The sequence below is a fragment of the Hymenobacter sp. UYP22 genome (genome assembly GCF_040547285.1).
Taxonomy (GTDB): Bacteria; Bacteroidota; Bacteroidia; order Cytophagales; family Hymenobacteraceae; genus Hymenobacter.
In genome coordinates this window covers 48,201-64,873 of record NZ_JBEPPK010000002.1, presented here as the reverse complement: position 1 = coordinate 64,873, position 16,673 = coordinate 48,201, and the positions used below count along the sequence as shown (strand labels likewise).

Annotated in this window: 16 protein-coding genes and 4 tRNA genes; 17 read left to right on the top strand and 3 right to left on the bottom strand. The window is 54.0% G+C overall.

What is annotated here, in order from left to right; all coding sequences use genetic code 11:
• Positions 1-100 precede the first annotated feature (100 nt).
• Genes ABIB60_RS03730 through nadD form a run of 4 tightly spaced genes read left to right on the top strand, consistent with a single transcriptional unit; the run spans position 101 to position 2,260 of the window.
• Positions 101-748, top strand: coding sequence for a sigma-70 family RNA polymerase sigma factor (locus ABIB60_RS03730; RefSeq protein WP_354577823.1), 648 nt, complete (start codon positions 101-103; stop codon positions 746-748).
• A 25-nt stretch (positions 749-773) separates the two neighbouring features.
• Positions 774-1,064, top strand: a complete 291-nt coding sequence (locus ABIB60_RS03725; protein WP_354577822.1) for a hypothetical protein — start codon at positions 774-776, stop codon at positions 1,062-1,064.
• A 9-nt stretch (positions 1,065-1,073) separates the two neighbouring features.
• Entirely contained in the window at positions 1,074-1,658 is a 585-nt protein-coding gene (gene gmk, locus ABIB60_RS03720) for a guanylate kinase (protein ID WP_354577820.1), read from the top strand.
• Entirely contained in the window at positions 1,655-2,260 is a 606-nt protein-coding gene (nadD, locus tag ABIB60_RS03715; RefSeq protein WP_354577819.1) for a nicotinate (nicotinamide) nucleotide adenylyltransferase, read from the top strand. Before gmk ends, nadD begins: the two co-directional genes overlap by 4 nt.
• Positions 2,261-2,369: 109 nt before the next feature.
• Here nadD and frr read toward each other — a convergent pair whose 3' ends face one another.
• From frr to ABIB60_RS03700, 3 genes are all read right to left on the bottom strand, one after another.
• Entirely contained in the window at positions 2,370-2,933 is a 564-nt protein-coding gene (frr, locus tag ABIB60_RS03710; protein ID WP_354577818.1) for a ribosome recycling factor, read from the bottom strand.
• A gap of 86 nt (positions 2,934-3,019) precedes the next feature.
• A complete protein-coding gene (gene pyrH / locus ABIB60_RS03705; RefSeq protein ID WP_354577817.1) occupies positions 3,020-3,808 on the bottom strand; it encodes a UMP kinase in 789 nt (262 codons plus the stop codon).
• Between the two features lie 114 nt (positions 3,809-3,922).
• A complete protein-coding gene (locus ABIB60_RS03700; protein ID WP_354577815.1) occupies positions 3,923-4,432 on the bottom strand; it encodes an acyl-CoA carboxylase biotin carboxyl carrier protein subunit in 510 nt (169 codons plus the stop codon).
• A 99-nt stretch (positions 4,433-4,531) separates the two neighbouring features.
• Between ABIB60_RS03700 and ABIB60_RS03695 the strand changes: the two genes are divergently transcribed.
• The 13 genes from ABIB60_RS03695 (at position 4,532) to rpoB (ending at position 16,605) form a co-directional block, all read left to right on the top strand.
• The gene (locus ABIB60_RS03695; RefSeq protein ID WP_354577814.1) at positions 4,532-7,129 is read left to right on the top strand and encodes a M1 family aminopeptidase; all 2,598 of its coding nucleotides are present in this window, start codon (positions 4,532-4,534) and stop codon (positions 7,127-7,129) included.
• A 249-nt stretch (positions 7,130-7,378) separates the two neighbouring features.
• Positions 7,379-7,458, top strand: a tRNA-Tyr gene (locus ABIB60_RS03690).
• A gap of 59 nt (positions 7,459-7,517) precedes the next feature.
• Positions 7,518-7,590, top strand: a tRNA-Gly gene (locus tag ABIB60_RS03685).
• Positions 7,591-7,682: 92 nt separating this feature from the next.
• Positions 7,683-7,754: transfer RNA gene (locus ABIB60_RS03680), tRNA-Thr, on the top strand.
• 167 nt (positions 7,755-7,921) lie between these two features.
• The gene (gene tuf, locus ABIB60_RS03675) at positions 7,922-9,109 is read left to right on the top strand and encodes an elongation factor Tu (protein ID WP_125435376.1); all 1,188 of its coding nucleotides are present in this window, start codon (positions 7,922-7,924) and stop codon (positions 9,107-9,109) included.
• 128 nt (positions 9,110-9,237) lie between these two features.
• A tRNA-Trp gene (locus tag ABIB60_RS03670) sits at positions 9,238-9,311 on the top strand.
• A gap of 63 nt (positions 9,312-9,374) precedes the next feature.
• Complete coding sequence (gene secE, locus ABIB60_RS03665) at positions 9,375-9,569, top strand: preprotein translocase subunit SecE (protein ID WP_354577812.1); 195 nt, start codon at positions 9,375-9,377, stop codon at positions 9,567-9,569.
• Positions 9,570-9,587: 18 nt separating this feature from the next.
• Complete coding sequence (gene nusG / locus ABIB60_RS03660) at positions 9,588-10,154, top strand: transcription termination/antitermination protein NusG (protein ID WP_315996891.1); 567 nt, start codon at positions 9,588-9,590, stop codon at positions 10,152-10,154.
• 117 nt (positions 10,155-10,271) lie between these two features.
• Positions 10,272-10,715 carry a 50S ribosomal protein L11 gene (rplK, locus tag ABIB60_RS03655; RefSeq protein WP_315996890.1) on the top strand — a complete coding sequence of 148 codons (444 nt, stop codon included), beginning with the start codon at positions 10,272-10,274 and terminating at the stop codon, positions 10,713-10,715.
• Positions 10,716-10,734: 19 nt separating this feature from the next.
• Entirely contained in the window at positions 10,735-11,430 is a 696-nt protein-coding gene (rplA, locus tag ABIB60_RS03650; RefSeq protein ID WP_125427633.1) for a 50S ribosomal protein L1, read from the top strand.
• A gap of 19 nt (positions 11,431-11,449) precedes the next feature.
• Positions 11,450-12,004 (top strand): 50S ribosomal protein L10, encoded by a 555-nt coding sequence (gene rplJ / locus ABIB60_RS03645; protein ID WP_354577811.1) that lies wholly within the window; start codon positions 11,450-11,452, stop codon positions 12,002-12,004.
• 63 nt (positions 12,005-12,067) lie between these two features.
• Entirely contained in the window at positions 12,068-12,445 is a 378-nt protein-coding gene (gene rplL, locus ABIB60_RS03640) for a 50S ribosomal protein L7/L12 (RefSeq protein ID WP_354577809.1), read from the top strand.
• A 284-nt stretch (positions 12,446-12,729) separates the two neighbouring features.
• A complete protein-coding gene (gene rpoB / locus ABIB60_RS03635) occupies positions 12,730-16,605 on the top strand; it encodes a DNA-directed RNA polymerase subunit beta (protein ID WP_354578479.1) in 3,876 nt (1,291 codons plus the stop codon).
• The last annotated feature ends 68 nt before the right edge of the window (positions 16,606-16,673 follow it).

Genomic DNA, 16,673 nt, shown 5'->3' with positions numbered 1-16,673 from the left:
CTGCATTGCCAAAAAACATTCTGCCTGAAAGCCGGTATACTCCCGTAGATTTGTCTAACAGCGGTATTTTTCTAATATTCAGCCGCAATTTTCAGCGTTCATGAGCGACTCTCCCGAGCGGATTCCTAAACTGAGCAAAGAGGAAAAAGACCGGCGTTTTCAGGCCGAGTTGATGCCCGTGCTCGACTCCCTGTACAACTTTGCCTTTCGCCTGACCCTGGACGAAGATGACGCAAATGACTTGGTACAGGAAACTTATCTGAAAGCATATCGCTTCTTTGAGTACTTCGAACCAGGAACAAACGCCAAAGCGTGGCTGTTTCGCATCCTGAAAAATTCGTTCATCAACGATTTCCGCAAAAAAAGTAAGCAGCCTGCCAAGGTTGATTACAGCGAAATCGAAGGTTACTACAACTCGGAAGATGTAGAGGCGGATAACGACGCCGGCCCCTCCTCCTCCGACATGCGGCAGCAAGCCGTGCGCGACCTGATCGGTGATGAGGTGGCCCGCGCCTTGAACTCGCTGCCCGTGGATTTTCGCACGGTCATTATCCTCTGCGACCTGGAAGGGTTCACCTATGAGGAGATGGCAAAAGTGCTGGACATCCCCATCGGTACGGTGCGCTCCCGCTTGCACCGGGCACGCAATTTCCTCAAAGAAAAACTTGAAAAGTACGCTAAATCAATGGGCTACGGCTCCAATGAAGATGGCGAAGATGAATTCACTACCTCGGAAGAATCCGAATAAACTCCCCTCAGCCAACACCTGCGTTATGGAAACTACGTCTACAAAACAAACCAACCAGAGCGGTGCCCCTGTTACGAGCGGCCCCGACTGTGAACGTGTGAACACCATACTCGACCAGATTATTGTAGGCCAGGAGCCTACGGCGGAGGACACGGATTATTTCGTTAACCATGCCGAAGACTGCTCTCCTTGCTTTGACAGCATTGATAAGCAGAATATCTTCATTGATTTCCTCAGTGAAAAGGTAGGCCGTAAAAAGGCCCCAACCTCGCTATCAAACTCAATTCTTGCGAAACTTCAGGGAGAAATGGCCTAATTTTGCCCGATGCAGGGTAAAATCATCGCCTTTTCTGCTCCCTCGGGGGCTGGCAAAACCACCATCGTGCACCGGTTGCTACAGCGTATGCCGGAGCTAAGCTTCTCAATTTCAGCGTGTACGCGTGATAAACGCGGCCGCACCGAAGCCAACGGAAAGGATTACTACTTTATCTCCGTACAGGAGTTTCAGGAGAAAATCCGGCACGATGACTTTGTGGAATGGGAAGAAGTGTACGAAGGAGCCTTCTATGGCACTCTTAAGTCCGAGGTGGAGCGCATTTGGGAAAATGGCCAGCATGCCATCCTGGATGTGGACGTAAAAGGCGGCCTCAGTATCAAGGACTTCTACAAGGAGCGGGCCTTGGCCATCTTCGTGAAACCACCGTCGCTGCAGGTGCTTGAGCAACGGCTGCGCCACCGCGCTACCGACTCTGAATCCAGTATTTCGGCCCGTATCTACAAAGCCAACTTTGAGCTGACGTTTGAAGACCGCTTTGACGTTGTAATTGTCAACGACGATTTGGAGCGCGCTATTGATGAGGCGGAAAAACTCGTCCGTGCTTTCATCACCGCCGAACCAGCCATTCTGTGAGCAGTCCTGCTGCCGTTGCCCCCGTGGGCCGGAAAGTAGGACTGCTTTTCGGTTCTTTCAACCCCATTCATACCGGGCATCTTATCCTGGCGAATTACATGGCCACGCACACCGATCTGGAGGCAGTGTGGCTGGTAGTTTCTCCCCAGAGCCCGTTTAAAGTGGGCCAGGAATTGCTGGGCGAAGCTCAACGCTTTGACTTAGTGCAGCGGGCTATTGCTGGCAATGAGCGGCTACAGGCGCTGGATGTGGAGTTTGCTATGCCCAAGCCCAGCTACACCATCAGTACGCTGGATGAGCTGCGCCGCCGCTACCCGAATGTCCAGTTCGTATTGCTGATGGGCGAAGATAACCTGCCCGGCCTGCCGCGTTGGGAACAGGCAGCACGTATCCTCGCGGAGAATCAGATTTACGTGTACCCGCGCCCCGGCGTAGGCATCACCGATCCAAGCATGCATCCGGCTGTTCAGATAGTAAAAGCACCTTTGCTGGATATTTCGGCCACGTTTGTGCGGGAGTGCATCCGGGCCGGCAAGTCCATCCGTTATCTGGTGCCTGAAGCTGTAGAGCAACAAATTGCAGCTGCTGGCTACTGGCTATAAAGAAGCAGACGGTAGACACCAAAAAGGGAGGTACGGCTTTTGTTCAACGGCGTAGCGCCAGAACAAAAGCCGTACCTCCCTTTTTGGTGTCTACCGTCTGTCTGAATGATCAGATGGTCATGATTTCTGACTCCTTTTTGCTGAGCAGTTCGTCCACCTTACTGATGTAGCTGTCGGTAAATTTCTGCACTTTAGCCTCGGCGTCCTTTACGGCATCCTCAGCAGCTCCATCCTTCTGCAACTTGCGCAACGACTCGTTCACGTCCTTGCGGATGCCGCGGATGCGCACTTTGCCACTTTCCGACTCCGACTTGGCCTGCTTCACCAGGTCACGGCGGCGCTCCTCCGTCATGGGCGGCAGGTTCAGGCGAATACCCTCGGCATCTGACTGCGGATTCAGGCCTAGGTCGCTGTTCTTAATGGCCTTGGCAATTTCGCTGATCATGTTTTTCTCCCAGGGTTTGATGAACAGCGTGCGAGCATCGGGGGCCGCTACGTTGGCTACCTGAGCCACGGGAGTTGGCGTGCCATAGTAATCTACCCGCAAGGAGTCGAGCATGGCAGGAGTGGCTTTACCGGCGCGGATGCGGGCAAATTCTACCTGCGTATGTTGCAGGGCCTTGCCCATCGACTCCTCGGCCTCGTCCAGATAAAACTTAATTTCTTCGTCCACTTTTAAGAAAGTTGAATGTTGAGTGTAGGTGTTGAATTTGCGAGAAAGCGGCGGAAACAAGGAGTTTACGAGGCGCCGCTACGGGGCTAAGCCTGTTCTGCTGAGCCGTTGCGTGCGGATGGTTGCAGGCTGCTATGCTTGGAGTCAAGCCCGGCCGCTTTGCTGGCGTGCATACTTACTAGTGTGCCCACGCTTTCCCCGTCTAATAAGCGTTGCAGGTTACCGCCTTTGTTCATGTCGAACACAATGATAGGCAGGTTATTTTCCTTGCACAGCGTAAAGGCTGTCATGTCCATCACGTTCAGGTTCTTCTCCATTACCTCATCAAAAGTAATTTCGGGGAAGCGTGTGGCCGACGGGTCTTTCTCAGGATCGGCCGTGTAAATACCATCGACCCGGGTACCTTTCAGCACTACGTCCGCTTCAATTTCAATGGCCCGTAGCGAGGCCGCTGAGTCGGTAGTAAAGTAGGGCGAACCAATGCCGGCCCCGAAGATGACCACGCGGCCCTTCTCCAGGTGGCGCATGGCCCGGCGACGGATATACGGCTCACACACCCGCTGAATGGTAACACCGGAGAGTAAGCGGGTGTTCACGCCCAGCTTTTCCAGGGCGCTTTGCAGGGCCATGGAGTTGATAACCGTGGCCAGCATACCCATATAGTCGCCCTGTACCCGATCAAGCCCGAAGGCTTCCGCCTGCACGCCCCGGAAAATATTACCACCTCCGATAACCACGGCTACCTGTGTACCCGTAGCGGCAGCGGCCTTAATTTCTTCAGCGTACTGCATGAGCCGCGTGGCATCAATACCATATTGCTGCTGGCCCATTAGGGCCTCACCGCTTAGTTTGAGCAGAATTCGGTTGTACTTCAAAGTGAGAGAGAGTTAGGGCGTAAAACGCGAGTGTACGTGGCGAGGCCGTAAGCAAATACGGGCGGGAGAGGCCGCACGGTATCCGATTACGGCCCCGGGTAAAGAAAGTGGTGCCTAGCTGAACAGAATCAGTACTTGGCCCTTGGTTACGTTGTCGCGCAGGGCAACTTTTATAGCGGCCACGGTACCATCACCGGGCGCTTTCAGGATGTTTTCCATTTTCATGGCCTCTAGCACCAGCAAAGGGTCACCTTTCTGCACCATTTGTCCTGGCTCCACCCGAATATCCACAATCAGGCCTGGCATGGGTGCTTTCAGGTCATTTACCTTCTGACTGGCCGCGTTGCTCATGCCCAGTTTATCCAGCAGCAGATCAAACCGGTCTTTGGCCTGTAGCTCCAGCTTCTGGCCGTTCAGCTTCAGACTAATGGTTTTGGCGGCGTAGTCAGCGGTTACCAACTCAGCCGTGTAAGAGCGGCCCCCATATAACAGGTGGTAACGCCCGTTACCCAGAGGAGCAATGTCCCAGTGAAAAGGCTCCCCATTGAGGGTGATGGCGCCGTTGGGCTGATAATTGACCTCCCAGGTTTGTTGGGGGGCGGCTTCGGTACGTACCTGGAGCATAGAATAGGGGCAGGGGTGGGGCGGAAAAGGGGCTTAAAGATAGGCCTATTCTGAAATAAATTCGGAACTTGACCCTCCAATGTCCTAGTGCCTTCCCGCATGAAATATCCGGTCCTCGGTGCCCTTATTCTGGCGCTGATGTGTGAGTTGTCGGCTTCTGCTCAGGCAGTTAAACCAAGTCGTCCAGCTTCTGCTATACCCCATGCCAACCGCAAAAAAGTAGCGGAACCCGTTACGCAGCCTGCGCCGGCTGCTGCCAGTGTAGTTGTGCCCAACTGGCTGCCTTCCACCAATTCCCTCCAGCCCTCTGCCACCATCCTGCACGACCTGGCCGATACTAAGCTGGATGTCCGCTTCGACTGGGCAAAGCAATGGTTGCTCGGAACGGCTATACTCACCCTGCGCCCCCATTTCTACCCGCAAAGCCAGCTGGTGCTGGATGCGAAGGGATTTGATGTCAAAAGCGTGGAGCTCATGAACGGTTCCCGCAAGGGCCGGGACCTGAAGTTCAACTATGACAAGCGCAAACTCACTATTAGCCTCGACCGGCTATACCAACGCACCGAGCAGTATCAGGTACGCATTCAGTACGTAGCCAAGCCCAACGAGCTACCCAAGGGCGGCAGTGAGGCCATTACCGATGATAAAGGCCTGTACTTCATCAACCCCTTGGGTACCGATAAGACCAAGCCCCGGCAGGTCTGGACGCAGGGCGAAACGGAGGGAAGCTCCTGCTGGTTTCCGACTATCGACCGGCCCAACCAGCGCATGACGCAGGAAATTACCATGACGGTGGAAAGCGGCCAGAAAACCCTATCCAACGGCATATTGGTATCGGCGCGCCGCAACCCCGATGGCACCCGCACCGACACGTGGAAACTCAGCCAGCCCCATGCCCCTTACCTGGCCATGATGGCCGTGGGAGATTTTGCCGTGGTAGCCGATTCTTGGCGGGGCAAACCAGTAGAGTATTACGTGGACCCTGCCTATCAGCATACAGCCAAGCGGGTGTTCGGCAATACGCCCGAGATGATGGAGTTCTTCTCTAAAAAGCTGGGGGTTGATTTTCCCTGGGAGAAGTACGCCCAAATAGCCGTACACGATTTCGTGTCGGGCGCTATGGAAAACACGTCGGCTTCCACGTTTCAGCAGCAACTGGTGCAGTTCACTCCGCGTGAGTTGCCGGATGTAACGTACGCAGGCTCCGAGTCCGTAATTGTCCACGAGCTGTTTCACCAATGGTTTGGGGATTACGTGACCACGGAATCCTGGAGCAACCTACCCCTCAACGAATCCTTCGCCGATTATTCCGAGCTGTTGTGGGCCGAGCATAAATACGGAGCCGATGCAGCGGCGCACGTCCAGCAAAGTAAGCTGCGTAATTATTTGGAGGAGGCCCAGATGAAGCGGGAGCCTCTCATCCGTTACCGCTACAACAGCCAGGAAGATATGTTCGACCGGCACTCCTATGATAAGGGCGGGCGGGTGCTACATATGCTGCGCAAGTACGTTGGCGACGAAGCCTTTTTTGCCTCGCTCAACCGTTACCTGGTCAACAACAAACTGTCCTCAACGGAACTTGCCAAGCTGCGCATTGCCTTCGAGGAAACGACGGGGGAGGATCTGATGTGGTTTTTCGACCAGTGGTTTCTGCAGCGTGGCCACCCTGAGCTGCGCGTGACGCATAGCTACGAAAACAGCCAAGTGGTTGTACATGTGCAGCAGGTACAGGATACCCTTTATCAGCCTGTTTACCGTTTGCCGGTAACCGTAGCCACCTGGAACGGCAACCAAGCCACCGAACACCGCCTTCTGGTAACTAAAGCCGACCAGACGTTCCGTTTGCCTGTCAATCAGCGCCCCAGCTTGGTCAAATTTGATGATGAAGGTGTGCTGCTGGCAGAAATTGACGAAACGCAAAGTCAGGAAGAGCTACTGTACCAGCTGAGCCATGCCCGCGGTTACCTTCAGAAGTACCAAGCTATTCAGGGACTGCGTAGCAAATCTGCCGACTTACTGGTCAGCGCAGCATTTCGCAATACCCTCAATGACTCCTTCTGGGCAACCCGGGTTGCTGCCCTCGAAGGCTTGCGCCGCTACCGGGGAGCTGAGGGCAACGCCGTCCGGAAGGATTTGCAACGAGTGGCTTTAAACGAAAAGAACGGGGCTGTACGCGCAACGGCCATTCGGGTACTGAGTGGTTTCCCCAACGAAGATTTTAGTGAGGTATACAGTACAGCGCTTAAAGACAGCTCCTACGTAGTAACCGGGGCTGCTATTGAGGCCCTGTCGCATGCACCTACTGCCACTACCCGCTCCCAGATAGCCGCCCTGCAAACAACTACAAACCCCGCGCTCCTTACGGCACTTTCCAATTACTACGGGCTCAATGGGACGCTTGATGACTACCAATGGTTCTTACTGCGTAGCAAGGACGCTCCAGCCGAGGTTCTGTACGTCATGCTGGAGAACTTTGGAGTCTTAATGCAGCGAATTCCTCCCATTGAGCGGGAGAAGGGCATCCAGCGGCTGGAAACGCTGGCCCGTACGCATCCGCAGATGTATGTCCGGCTAGGAGCCTACAAAGGACTACACGAGTTAGTTGCCAGCATGCCCACCCTAAAAGCCACCCTGCAGGACATCCGGAACAAGGAAAAAGACAGCAGCCTGAAGTCGATGTACAGTCTGATTCAGTAAAAGCGCATTTTTTTTTGCCGGCCGTCAAATTTGTTTTCGTTGCTGCTTGTGCTAGGTAGTCAGATAATTACCTGCCGCTGCAATACCTGCTGGTTACCCAAGCGCAAGAAAAAACAAAACCTTTTTGGGACGAGGTCTTGACTTGCATCAGAAAGCCGCTAATTTTGCAACTCCAATCGACACAGTAACGGTTTTAGCCGCTGCAGTATAGAAAGGGGAGTCCTGGCAATCGGCGCAGGAAATATAGCTGGGGGCGTCGCATAGCGGCAATTGCGGGTGACTGTAACTCACCTCCTTCGGGTTCAAAGGTTCGAGTCCTTTCGCCCCCACAAGAGTTTCTGGGTAACCATTTTTCTTAGCTAGAAATAGGTGTCCAGCAGCTTCGCACGCGGGAGTAGCTCAGTTGGTAGAGCGGCAGCCTTCCAAGCTGCAGGTCGCGGGTTCGAACCTCGTCTCCCGCTCGGTGTCAGGAATGACGACGAGAAGTATAAGCAGTAGCATCACTGGCAAATGTTTCTCGACAGTTGTATCTTTGCCAAGCACATTGCAATAAGCCGTTTTAGCTCAGTGGTAGAGCACTTCCTTGGTAAGGAAGAGGTCATGGGTTCAAATCCCATAAATGGCTCAGAATTACGAGTACCAACGGGGCAGCGCGACTGCACCGTTTGGAACTGTCAGCAAAGTAAAGCGACGTGCAGTCCCGACTAAACGGAGCTGTGTTTCGCTTTCTTACTGTATAGTCTAGTCGCGTTTCCCCCTCATCACCTCAAAATTCCTCTTAATCTCTTTACAATGGCTAAAGAAAATTTTGACCGGTCCAAGCCGCACGTAAACATCGGCACGATCGGTCACGTGGACCACGGCAAAACCACCCTCACCGCCGCCATTACCATGGTTCTGGCTAACAAGGGTCTGGCTGCCAAGCGCGACTTTTCTTCGATCGACAATGCTCCCGAAGAAAAAGAGCGTGGTATTACGATCAACACCTCGCACGTAGAATACGCTACCGAAAACCGTCACTATGCTCACGTTGACTGCCCCGGTCACGCTGACTACGTGAAGAACATGGTTACCGGTGCTGCTCAAATGGACGGCGCTATCCTCGTGGTAGCTGCTACCGACGGCCCCATGCCCCAGACGCGTGAGCACATCCTGCTCGCTCGCCAGGTAGGTGTGCCTCAACTGGTAGTGTTCATGAACAAAGTAGACATGGTGGATGACCCCGAGCTCCTTGAGCTGGTGGAAATGGAAATCCGTGAGCTGCTGTCGTTCTATGACTTCGATGGTGACAACATTCCAGTTATTCAGGGTTCGGCTCTGGGTGGCTTAAATGGCGACGCTGCTTGGGTTCCCAAGATCGAAGAGCTGATGGCTGCTGTTGATAGCTACATTCCAATTCCTGCTCGTCTGACCGACCTGCCCTTCCTGATGCCCGTAGAGGACGTATTCTCTATCACAGGTCGTGGAACGGTTGCTACCGGCCGTATCGAGCGTGGTATCATCAACTCGGGTGAGCAAGTTGAAATCCTCGGTATGGGTGCTGAGAACCTCAAGTCGACCGTAACGGGCGTTGAGATGTTCCGCAAAATCCTGGACCGTGGTGAAGCTGGTGACAACGTAGGTCTGCTGCTCCGTGGTATTGAAAAAGAAGCCATCCGTCGTGGTATGGTTATCTGCAAGCCCGGTTCGGTTAAGCCCCACACCAAGTTCAAAGCTGAGGTGTACGTGCTGTCAAAAGAGGAAGGTGGCCGCCACACTCCGTTCTTCAACAACTACCGTCCCCAGTTCTATTTCCGCACCACCGACGTTACCGGCATCATCACGCTGGGCGAAGGCGTAGAAATGGTAATGCCCGGTGACAACGTAACTATCTCGGTTGAGTTGATCAACTCGGTAGCTATGGAGAAAGGCCTGCGTTTCGCTATCCGTGAGGGTGGCCGTACGGTAGGTGCCGGTCAGGTAACCGAAATCACCGAGTAGTTTTAACCAGCTACCGTTGAAATAATACAGATCCGCCCTCGAAAATTTCGGGGGCGGATTTGTTTTGTGTAAACAGTTTCCTACATTTGCAGTCCCAATCCAGCACCTTGACTGGGCGGGGCGCATACACGGGCGTAGTTCAAGGGTAGAATAGAGGTCTCCAAAACCTTTGATGGGAGTTCGAATCTCTCCGCCCGTGCCACACACAAAAACTACGGCTGCTTCGGCAGCCGTAGTTTTACACCCCAAACCGGTGCTACTTACCATGAGCAAGTTCACGAACTACTTCCGGGAGACTTCTGAGGAGATGCGCTACAAAGTATCGTGGCCTTCGTTGGAGGAACTGCAAAAAAGCGCTGGCTTAGTGCTGATTGGTTCTTTGCTGTTTGCTGCTGTGGTAGGCGTGCTAGACGTGGTTTTCAAAGAAAGCCTGGAAGCTTTCTATAACTCAGTCCGCTAATCGGTAGAACATACGACAATGGGTGAGTTGAAATGGTACGTAGTCCGCTCGGTTAGCGGGCAAGAGAAAAAAGCCAAAACCTATCTGGAAACGGAAATTGGTCGTCATGGCCTTTCTGATTTGGTACCCCAGGTGCTGATTCCGGTGGAGAAGGTGTTCGAGATGCGCAACGGCAAAAAGCGCGTGCGTGAGCGGAACCTCTATCCCGGCTATATCATCATTCACGCTGATCTTACCCACGGCGAAGTGGACCATATTATTACCAGTACACCTGGCGTAATTGGTTTCCTGAGCGACAAGGAAGGGAAGGCAGCCAACCAGAACACAAAACCAGTTCCTCTGCACATTTCCGAAGTAAACCGCATCCTTGGGATTGTGGATGAGGTGGAAGAGCAGGCTGCCACGCTGGAAACGCCTTTCGTGGCGGGCGAGCTGGTAAAGATTGTGGACGGTGGTTTCGCGGGTATGTCGGGCACTGTATCCGAAGTATTCGAGGAACGGAAGAAACTGAACGTTATCGTGAAAATTTTTGGCCGTAGCACTCCCATGGAACTCAGCTACACACAGGTTGAAAAGGAAGCGTAACCGATATACAACGTCACCGGTTATCCGCTCCGGACCGGTGGTGCTTCCACTTTTGGAGCAATTTTCATCTGAGGGCAACTACGTGTTACCGTAGAAACCCGAAGCCTTTTAAACCAAATGGCCAAAGAAATCAGAGGTTATCTGAAGCTTCAGATAAAGGGAGGCGCCGCAAACCCTGCGCCGCCGGTTGGACCTGCACTTGGTAGCAAAGGCCTTAACATCATGGAGTTCTGCAAGCAGTTCAATGCGCGGACCCAGGATAAGGCCGGCCAAGTTTGTCCTGTACTCATCACCATGTACACCGATAAGTCGTTTGACTTTGTGGTGAAGACTCCTCCGGTACCGGTTCTGCTTCTCGAAGCAGCCAAGCTCCAAGGTGGTTCGAAAGAGCCTAACCGTAACAAGGTAGGGTCGGTATCATGGGACCAAGTGCGCACCATCGCCGAGACCAAAATGCCCGACCTGAACGCCTTTAAGGTTGAGTCGGCCATGAAGCAGGTGGCTGGTACGGCTCGTAGCATGGGTATCACCGTGTCGGGCACTTCTCCCTTTGCTGAATAATTAACAACGGAGAAGACACATGGCAAAGATTAGCAAAAAGCGCAAGGAAGCCCTTGCCAAGCACGACCTGACCGAAGTTCGGAACTTGGTGGAAGCTGCCAAAGTGGTAAAGGACATCACCTATACCAAGTTTGACGCTTCCGTTGACATTGACGTTCGTCTGGGTGTGGACCCCCGTAAAGCTGACCAGATGGTACGTGGCGTAGCCACGCTGCCCCACGGTACTGGCAAAACGGTTCGCGTTCTGGCTCTGGTTACCGCCGACAAAGAAGCCGAAGCTACTGCAGCTGGTGCTGACTATGTTGGTCTGGATGACTACATCTCGAAAATCGAGAAAGGCTGGACCGATATCGACGTAATCATCACGATGCCGTCGGTAATGGCTAAGGTTGGCCGTTTGGGTCGCGTACTGGGTCCTCGTGGCCTGATGCCGAACCCCAAGTCGGGCACCGTAACCACGGATGTAGCCAAAGCTGTACAGGAGGTGAAAGCTGGTAAAATCGACTTCAAAGTTGACAAAACCGGTATCATCCACTGCTCGGTTGGTAAAGTGTCGTTCGATGACCAAAAGCTGGCTGAAAACGCCATCGAGGTTATCCAGACCCTGATCCGTCTGAAGCCTTCGTCCGCCAAAGGCACGTACATCAAGAGCATCACGCTTTCGAGCACGATGTCGCCCGCCGTTCCGGTTGACACCACGGTAACTTCCGCCTAATTTTAATCAACACGACGATATGATCCGGGAAGACAAACAAGCCCTCGTCGACGAGTTGAGCGAGAAGTTTCAATCGCACAACGCGTTCTACATTGCCGATGCTTCGGGAATGTCGGTGGCGAAAATCAACGAATTCCGCCGCCTGTGCTTCACCCGCGGCATGGAGTTCAAAGTGTACAAGAACACGTTCATCCGCAAAGCCCTCGATACCCTCGGTGGCGACACAGCGGAGATGGACGCGGCGCTGAAAGGCCAATCGGGCATCCTGTTCTCGAAAGAGTCGGGTAACGCTCCTGCCAAACTGCTGCAAGACTTCTATAAGTCGCAGAACTATGGCAAGAACGTAGAGCCTAAGCCTGCTCTGAAAGGTGCCTACGTAGATGCTGGCATCTACATCGGTGCTAACCAACTGGCTGGTCTGAGCACGCTGAAAGGCAAGAATGAGCTTATCGGTGATGTTATCGGTCTGCTCCAGTCGCCCGCCAAGAATGTTATCTCTGCTCTGTCGAGCGGCGGCAGCAAACTGGCTGGTATCCTCAAAACGCTTTCCGAGAAAGAAGAGGTTGCAGGCTAACCGCTGCTCATCTTTTTCACTTTCAATTTCCTTCAACAACCCCCTTTTTAACAATCTACAGAAATGGCAGATTTGAAAGCATTCGCCGAGCAGCTCGTTAGCCTGACGGTAAAAGAAGTAAACGAATTGGCTACCATCCTGAAGGACGAGTATGGCATTGAGCCTGCTGCTGCTGCTCCCGTAATGATGGCTGGTGGTGGCGCTGCCGCTGCTGACGCTCCCGAGGAGAAGACTTCGTTCGACGTAATCCTGAAGTCGGCTGGTGCTGGCAAACTGGCTGTGGTGAAACTGGTGAAAGACCTGACCGGTCTGGGCCTGAAAGAAGCCAAAGAACTGGTTGACGGTGCTCCTAAAGCCCTGAAAGAAGGTGTTGCCAAAGACGAGGCTGAAGGCCTGAAGAAGCAACTGGAAGAAGCCGGCGCTGAAGTAGAAATCAAGTAGTTTCTGCTGCCTGCTCGTAAAACCAGCAAATAAGGAGAGGCCTGGCAACTAAGCCAGGTCTTTTCCTGTTTGTAGGCAACAAACTAATCGGAAGTTCGTTTGCACGCCGCTTTGCGGCTTTTCGTGCCTACGGACGCCAGAGGCGCAAAGTTTTGCTTTGCGCTTTCGTGCGCTCAATACTTCCGGAATTTTCAAGGTAGGGGCCCTGCCGCTATCCTGTTCTGGATTCTCTCAGTATCCATTTCCTAACCCCACATACATTGGCTACACCGAAAGCAACAGGTCTGCAAAAGCTGCAGGCGGCTGACGAGCGGATCAACTTCGCCAAGATTAAAAAGGTTATTGAGTACCCGGATTTCCTGGACGTGCAGGTTCGCTCGTTCATGGATTTCTTCCAGTTGGAAACGGCTGCCGAGAGCCGGACCGATGAGGGTCTTTTCAAGGTATTCGCCGAGAATTTTCCGATTTCGGACTCGCGCGAGAACTTCGTGCTGACCTTCCTCGACTACCACGTTGACCCACCCAAGTACTCGGTTGACGAATGCATTGACCGGGGCCTCACGTACTCGGTACCGCTGAAAGCCAAGTTGCGCCTGGTCTGCAATGATACGGACAACGAGGATTTCGAGACGATTGAGCAGGAGGTTTTCTTGGGGAATATTCCCTACATGACCGAAAAAGGCTCGTTCGTTATCAACGGTGCGGAGCGGGTTATCGTGTCGCAGCTGCACCGCTCGCCGGGCGTATTCTTTGCCCAGAGCAAGCACACGAACGGCACTAAGCTGTATTCGGCCCGTATCATCCCGTTCAAAGGCTCGTGGATTGAGTTTGCCACGGACGTGAACAACGTGATGTACGCCTACATCGACCGGAAGAAGAAATTCCCGGTTACCACGCTGCTGCGCGCCATCGGCTACGGCACCGACAAAGACATCCTCGACCTATTCGGGCTGTCGGAGGAAGTGAAGGCCGATAAAAAGAATCTCAAAAAAGCCGTTGGCCGCAAGCTGGCTGCCCGGGTGCTGCGCACCTGGACGGAAGACTTCGTGGACGAGGACACCGGGGAAGTGGTTTCCATCGACCGGAACGAGGTACTGCTGGAGCGCGACTCCACCATTGAGGAGGAGGATATCGACACGATCCTGAACGCCGGGGCCAAGTCGGTGATTCTGCACCGCGAGAACGTAAACATTGCAGACTACGCAATTATTTACAACACGCTGCAGAAGGATAACTCCAACTCGGAAAAAGAGGCCGTGGAGCAGATCTATCGTCAACTCCGGAACACGGAGGCTCCCGACGAAGAAACTGCCCGCGACATTATCCAGAAGCTGTTCTTCTCGGATAAGCGCTACGACCTCGGGGACGTAGGCCGCTACCGTATCAATAAGAAGCTGGGTATTGACACCGGTTGGGACGCCCGCGTACTGACCAACGAGGACATTGTTCTCATCGTGAAATACCTGATTGGCTTGATCAACTCAAAGGCCATTGTCGATGACATTGACCACTTGAGCAACCGCCGGGTACGTACCGTGGGCGAGCAGCTCTACGCCCAGTTCGGCGTGGGCCTGGCCCGGATGGCGCGTACCATCAAGGAGCGCATGAACGTGCGTGACAACGAAGACTTCAAGCCGGTTGACCTGATCAACGCCCGTACGCTGTCGTCAGTTATCAACTCGTTCTTCGGCACCAACCAATTGTCGCAGTTCATGGACCAGACCAACCCACTGGCCGAGGTGACGCACAAGCGTCGTGTATCGGCACTGGGGCCGGGCGGTCTGTCGCGGGAGCGGGCTGGTTTCGAAGTACGTGACGTTCACTATACGCACTACGGCCGCCTCTGCACCATCGAAACGCCGGAAGGCCCGAATATCGGTCTGATTTCGTCGTTGTGCGTGCACGCCCGGGTTAACTCGATGGGCTTCATCGAAACGCCTTACCGCACAGTAGAAAACGGCAAGGTAGATACCACGGAAAACGTGAAATATCTGACCGCCGAAGAAGAGGATACCCACCACATCGCGCAGGCCAATGCCCGCATCGATGAGGAAGGTAACTTCATCAACGAGCTGGTAAAAGGCCGTTTCGAAGGTGACTTCCCCGTAGTTGGTCCTGACGAATACAGCTACATGGACGTTGCTCCGAATCAGATTGTGTCGGTAGCTGCTTCGCTGATTCCGTTCCTGGAGCACGATGACGCCAACCGGGCCCTGATGGGTTCGAACATGCAGCGCCAGGCGGTTCCGCTGTTGCGTGCTGAGGCACCCATCGTAGGTACTGGTCTGGAAGGCCGCGTGGCCATTGACTCCCGCACGCTGGTAGTTGCCGAGGGTGAGGGTGTGATTGACTACGTAGACGCCAACAAGATTGTGGTGAAGTACGACCTGACGGCCGATGACATCCTCGTAAGCTTCGATGCTGAGAAGATTTCGTACGACCTGATCAAGTTCCGTCGTACCAACCAGGACACCTGTATCAACCTGACGCCTCTCGTGAAGAAGGGCGAGCGGGTGAGCAAAGGACAGCCCCTCTGCGAAGGCTACGGCACGAACAAAGGCGAGCTGGCTCTAGGCCGCAACATGCAGGTGGCCTTCATGCCGTGGCAGGGCTACAACTTCGAGGATGCTATTGTCATTTCGGAGAAAGTAGTACGCGACGACATCTTCACCTCGATTCACATTGAGGAGTTTGAGCTGGAAGTGCGCGAGACCAAGCGTGGCGAAGAAGAGTTGACCTCGGAAATTCCGAACGTGAGCGAAGAAGCCGTGCGTAACCTCGACGACAACGGCATCATCCGTCTGGGTGCTGAGGTGCGCGAAGGCGACATCCTCATCGGTAAGATTACGCCGAAAGGCGAAACCGACCCAACCCCGGAAGAGAAGCTGCTCCGCGCCATCTTCGGCGACAAAGCCGGCGACGTGAAGGATGCCTCCCTCAAAGCGCCACCGTCCCTGAACGGGGTGGTTATCGGCACCAAGCTGTTCTCGCGTCCGAAAAAAGACAAAAACCTGCGGGCTAAGTCGAAGAAGGAAGTAGAAGAGCTGAAGGAGTCGTACGCTCGGGAGCTGCGCGGCATCAAAGCGGTGATGATCGAAAAGCTGGTGGATTTGCTGGAAGGCAAAACCTCCCAAGGCGTGAAGCACAAGTTTGGTGACGAAATCCTGACCAAAGGGGCCAAATTCGGCAAGAAGAACATCTCTGATGCCCTCTTCCCCGAAAAGAACCCTTATAAGGACGAGAGCAACTACGCCGTGCCGGAAGAGGTGAACATGTTCAAAGACCTCATTCTGGAGAACTGGACCGCTGATGCCCGCGTGAATGGTATGGTGCTGGAACTGGTGAAAAACTACACCAAGAAGCGCAACACCATCACGGCCCGCTTCAAGCGCGACCGGTTTACGCTGGAGGTTGGTGACGAACTGCCCGCTGGTATCGTGCAACTGGCCAAAGTGTACATCGCCAAGAAGCGCAAGCTGAAGGTAGGTGACAAGATGGCTGGTCGTCACGGTAACAAAGGGGTAGTAGCCCGCATTGTGCGCGACGAGGACATGCCCTTCCTGCCCGACGGTACGCCAATGGACATCGTGCTCAACCCGCTGGGCGTACCGAGCCGGATGAACATCGGTCAGATTTACGAAACCGTACTGGGCTGGGCTGGGCTGAAGCTGGGCCGCACTTACGCTACCCCGATTTTCGACGGTGCTACCGAAGAGGAAGTATCGAAAGAGCTGACGGAAGCCGGGCTGCCGCACTTCGGCCGTGCTTACCTGCACGATGGTCTGACGGGTCAGCGCTTCGACCAACCAGTAACCGTGGGCGTGATTTACATGCTCAAGCTCGGTCACTTGGTTGACGACAAGATGCACGCCCGTTCGATCGGGCCGTACTCGCTCATCACGCAGCAGCCGCTGGGTGGTAAGGCGCAGTTCGGTGGTCAGCGCTTCGGTGAGATGGAAGTGTGGGCACTGGAGGCCTTCGGTGCTTCCAACGTGCTGCAGGAAATTCTCACGGTGAAGTCGGACGACGTGGTAGGTCGCGCCAAAGCATACGAAGCCATTGTAAAAGGCGACGTGCTGCCCAAGCCGAATATCCCCGAGTCATTCAACGTACTCATCCACGAGTTGCGCGGTCTGGCCCTAGAAATCACGCTTGACTAAGGTTTGAAATAAGTGGCTGCTGGTGCGCAAGTATCGGCAGCCACTTTTCAAGTCTTGCTTAGATAGAC

Coding starts and splice junctions, on each gene's coding strand:
- ABIB60_RS03730 (WP_354577823.1), top strand. CDS start 101: ATGAGCGACTCTCCCGAGCGGATTCCTAAACTGAGCAAAGAGGAAAAA.
- ABIB60_RS03725 (WP_354577822.1), top strand. CDS start 774: ATGGAAACTACGTCTACAAAACAAACCAACCAGAGCGGTGCCCCTGTT.
- gmk (WP_354577820.1), top strand. CDS start 1,074: ATGCAGGGTAAAATCATCGCCTTTTCTGCTCCCTCGGGGGCTGGCAAA.
- ABIB60_RS03700 (WP_354577815.1), bottom strand. CDS start 4,432: ATGCTCCAGGTACGTACCGAAGCCGCCCCCCAACAAACCTGGGAGGTC.
- ABIB60_RS03695 (WP_354577814.1), top strand. CDS start 4,532: ATGAAATATCCGGTCCTCGGTGCCCTTATTCTGGCGCTGATGTGTGAG.
- tuf (WP_125435376.1), top strand. CDS start 7,922: ATGGCTAAAGAAAATTTTGACCGGTCCAAGCCGCACGTAAACATCGGC.
- secE (WP_354577812.1), top strand. CDS start 9,375: ATGAGCAAGTTCACGAACTACTTCCGGGAGACTTCTGAGGAGATGCGC.
- nusG (WP_315996891.1), top strand. CDS start 9,588: ATGGGTGAGTTGAAATGGTACGTAGTCCGCTCGGTTAGCGGGCAAGAG.
- rplK (WP_315996890.1), top strand. CDS start 10,272: ATGGCCAAAGAAATCAGAGGTTATCTGAAGCTTCAGATAAAGGGAGGC.
- rplA (WP_125427633.1), top strand. CDS start 10,735: ATGGCAAAGATTAGCAAAAAGCGCAAGGAAGCCCTTGCCAAGCACGAC.
- rplJ (WP_354577811.1), top strand. CDS start 11,450: ATGATCCGGGAAGACAAACAAGCCCTCGTCGACGAGTTGAGCGAGAAG.
- rplL (WP_354577809.1), top strand. CDS start 12,068: ATGGCAGATTTGAAAGCATTCGCCGAGCAGCTCGTTAGCCTGACGGTA.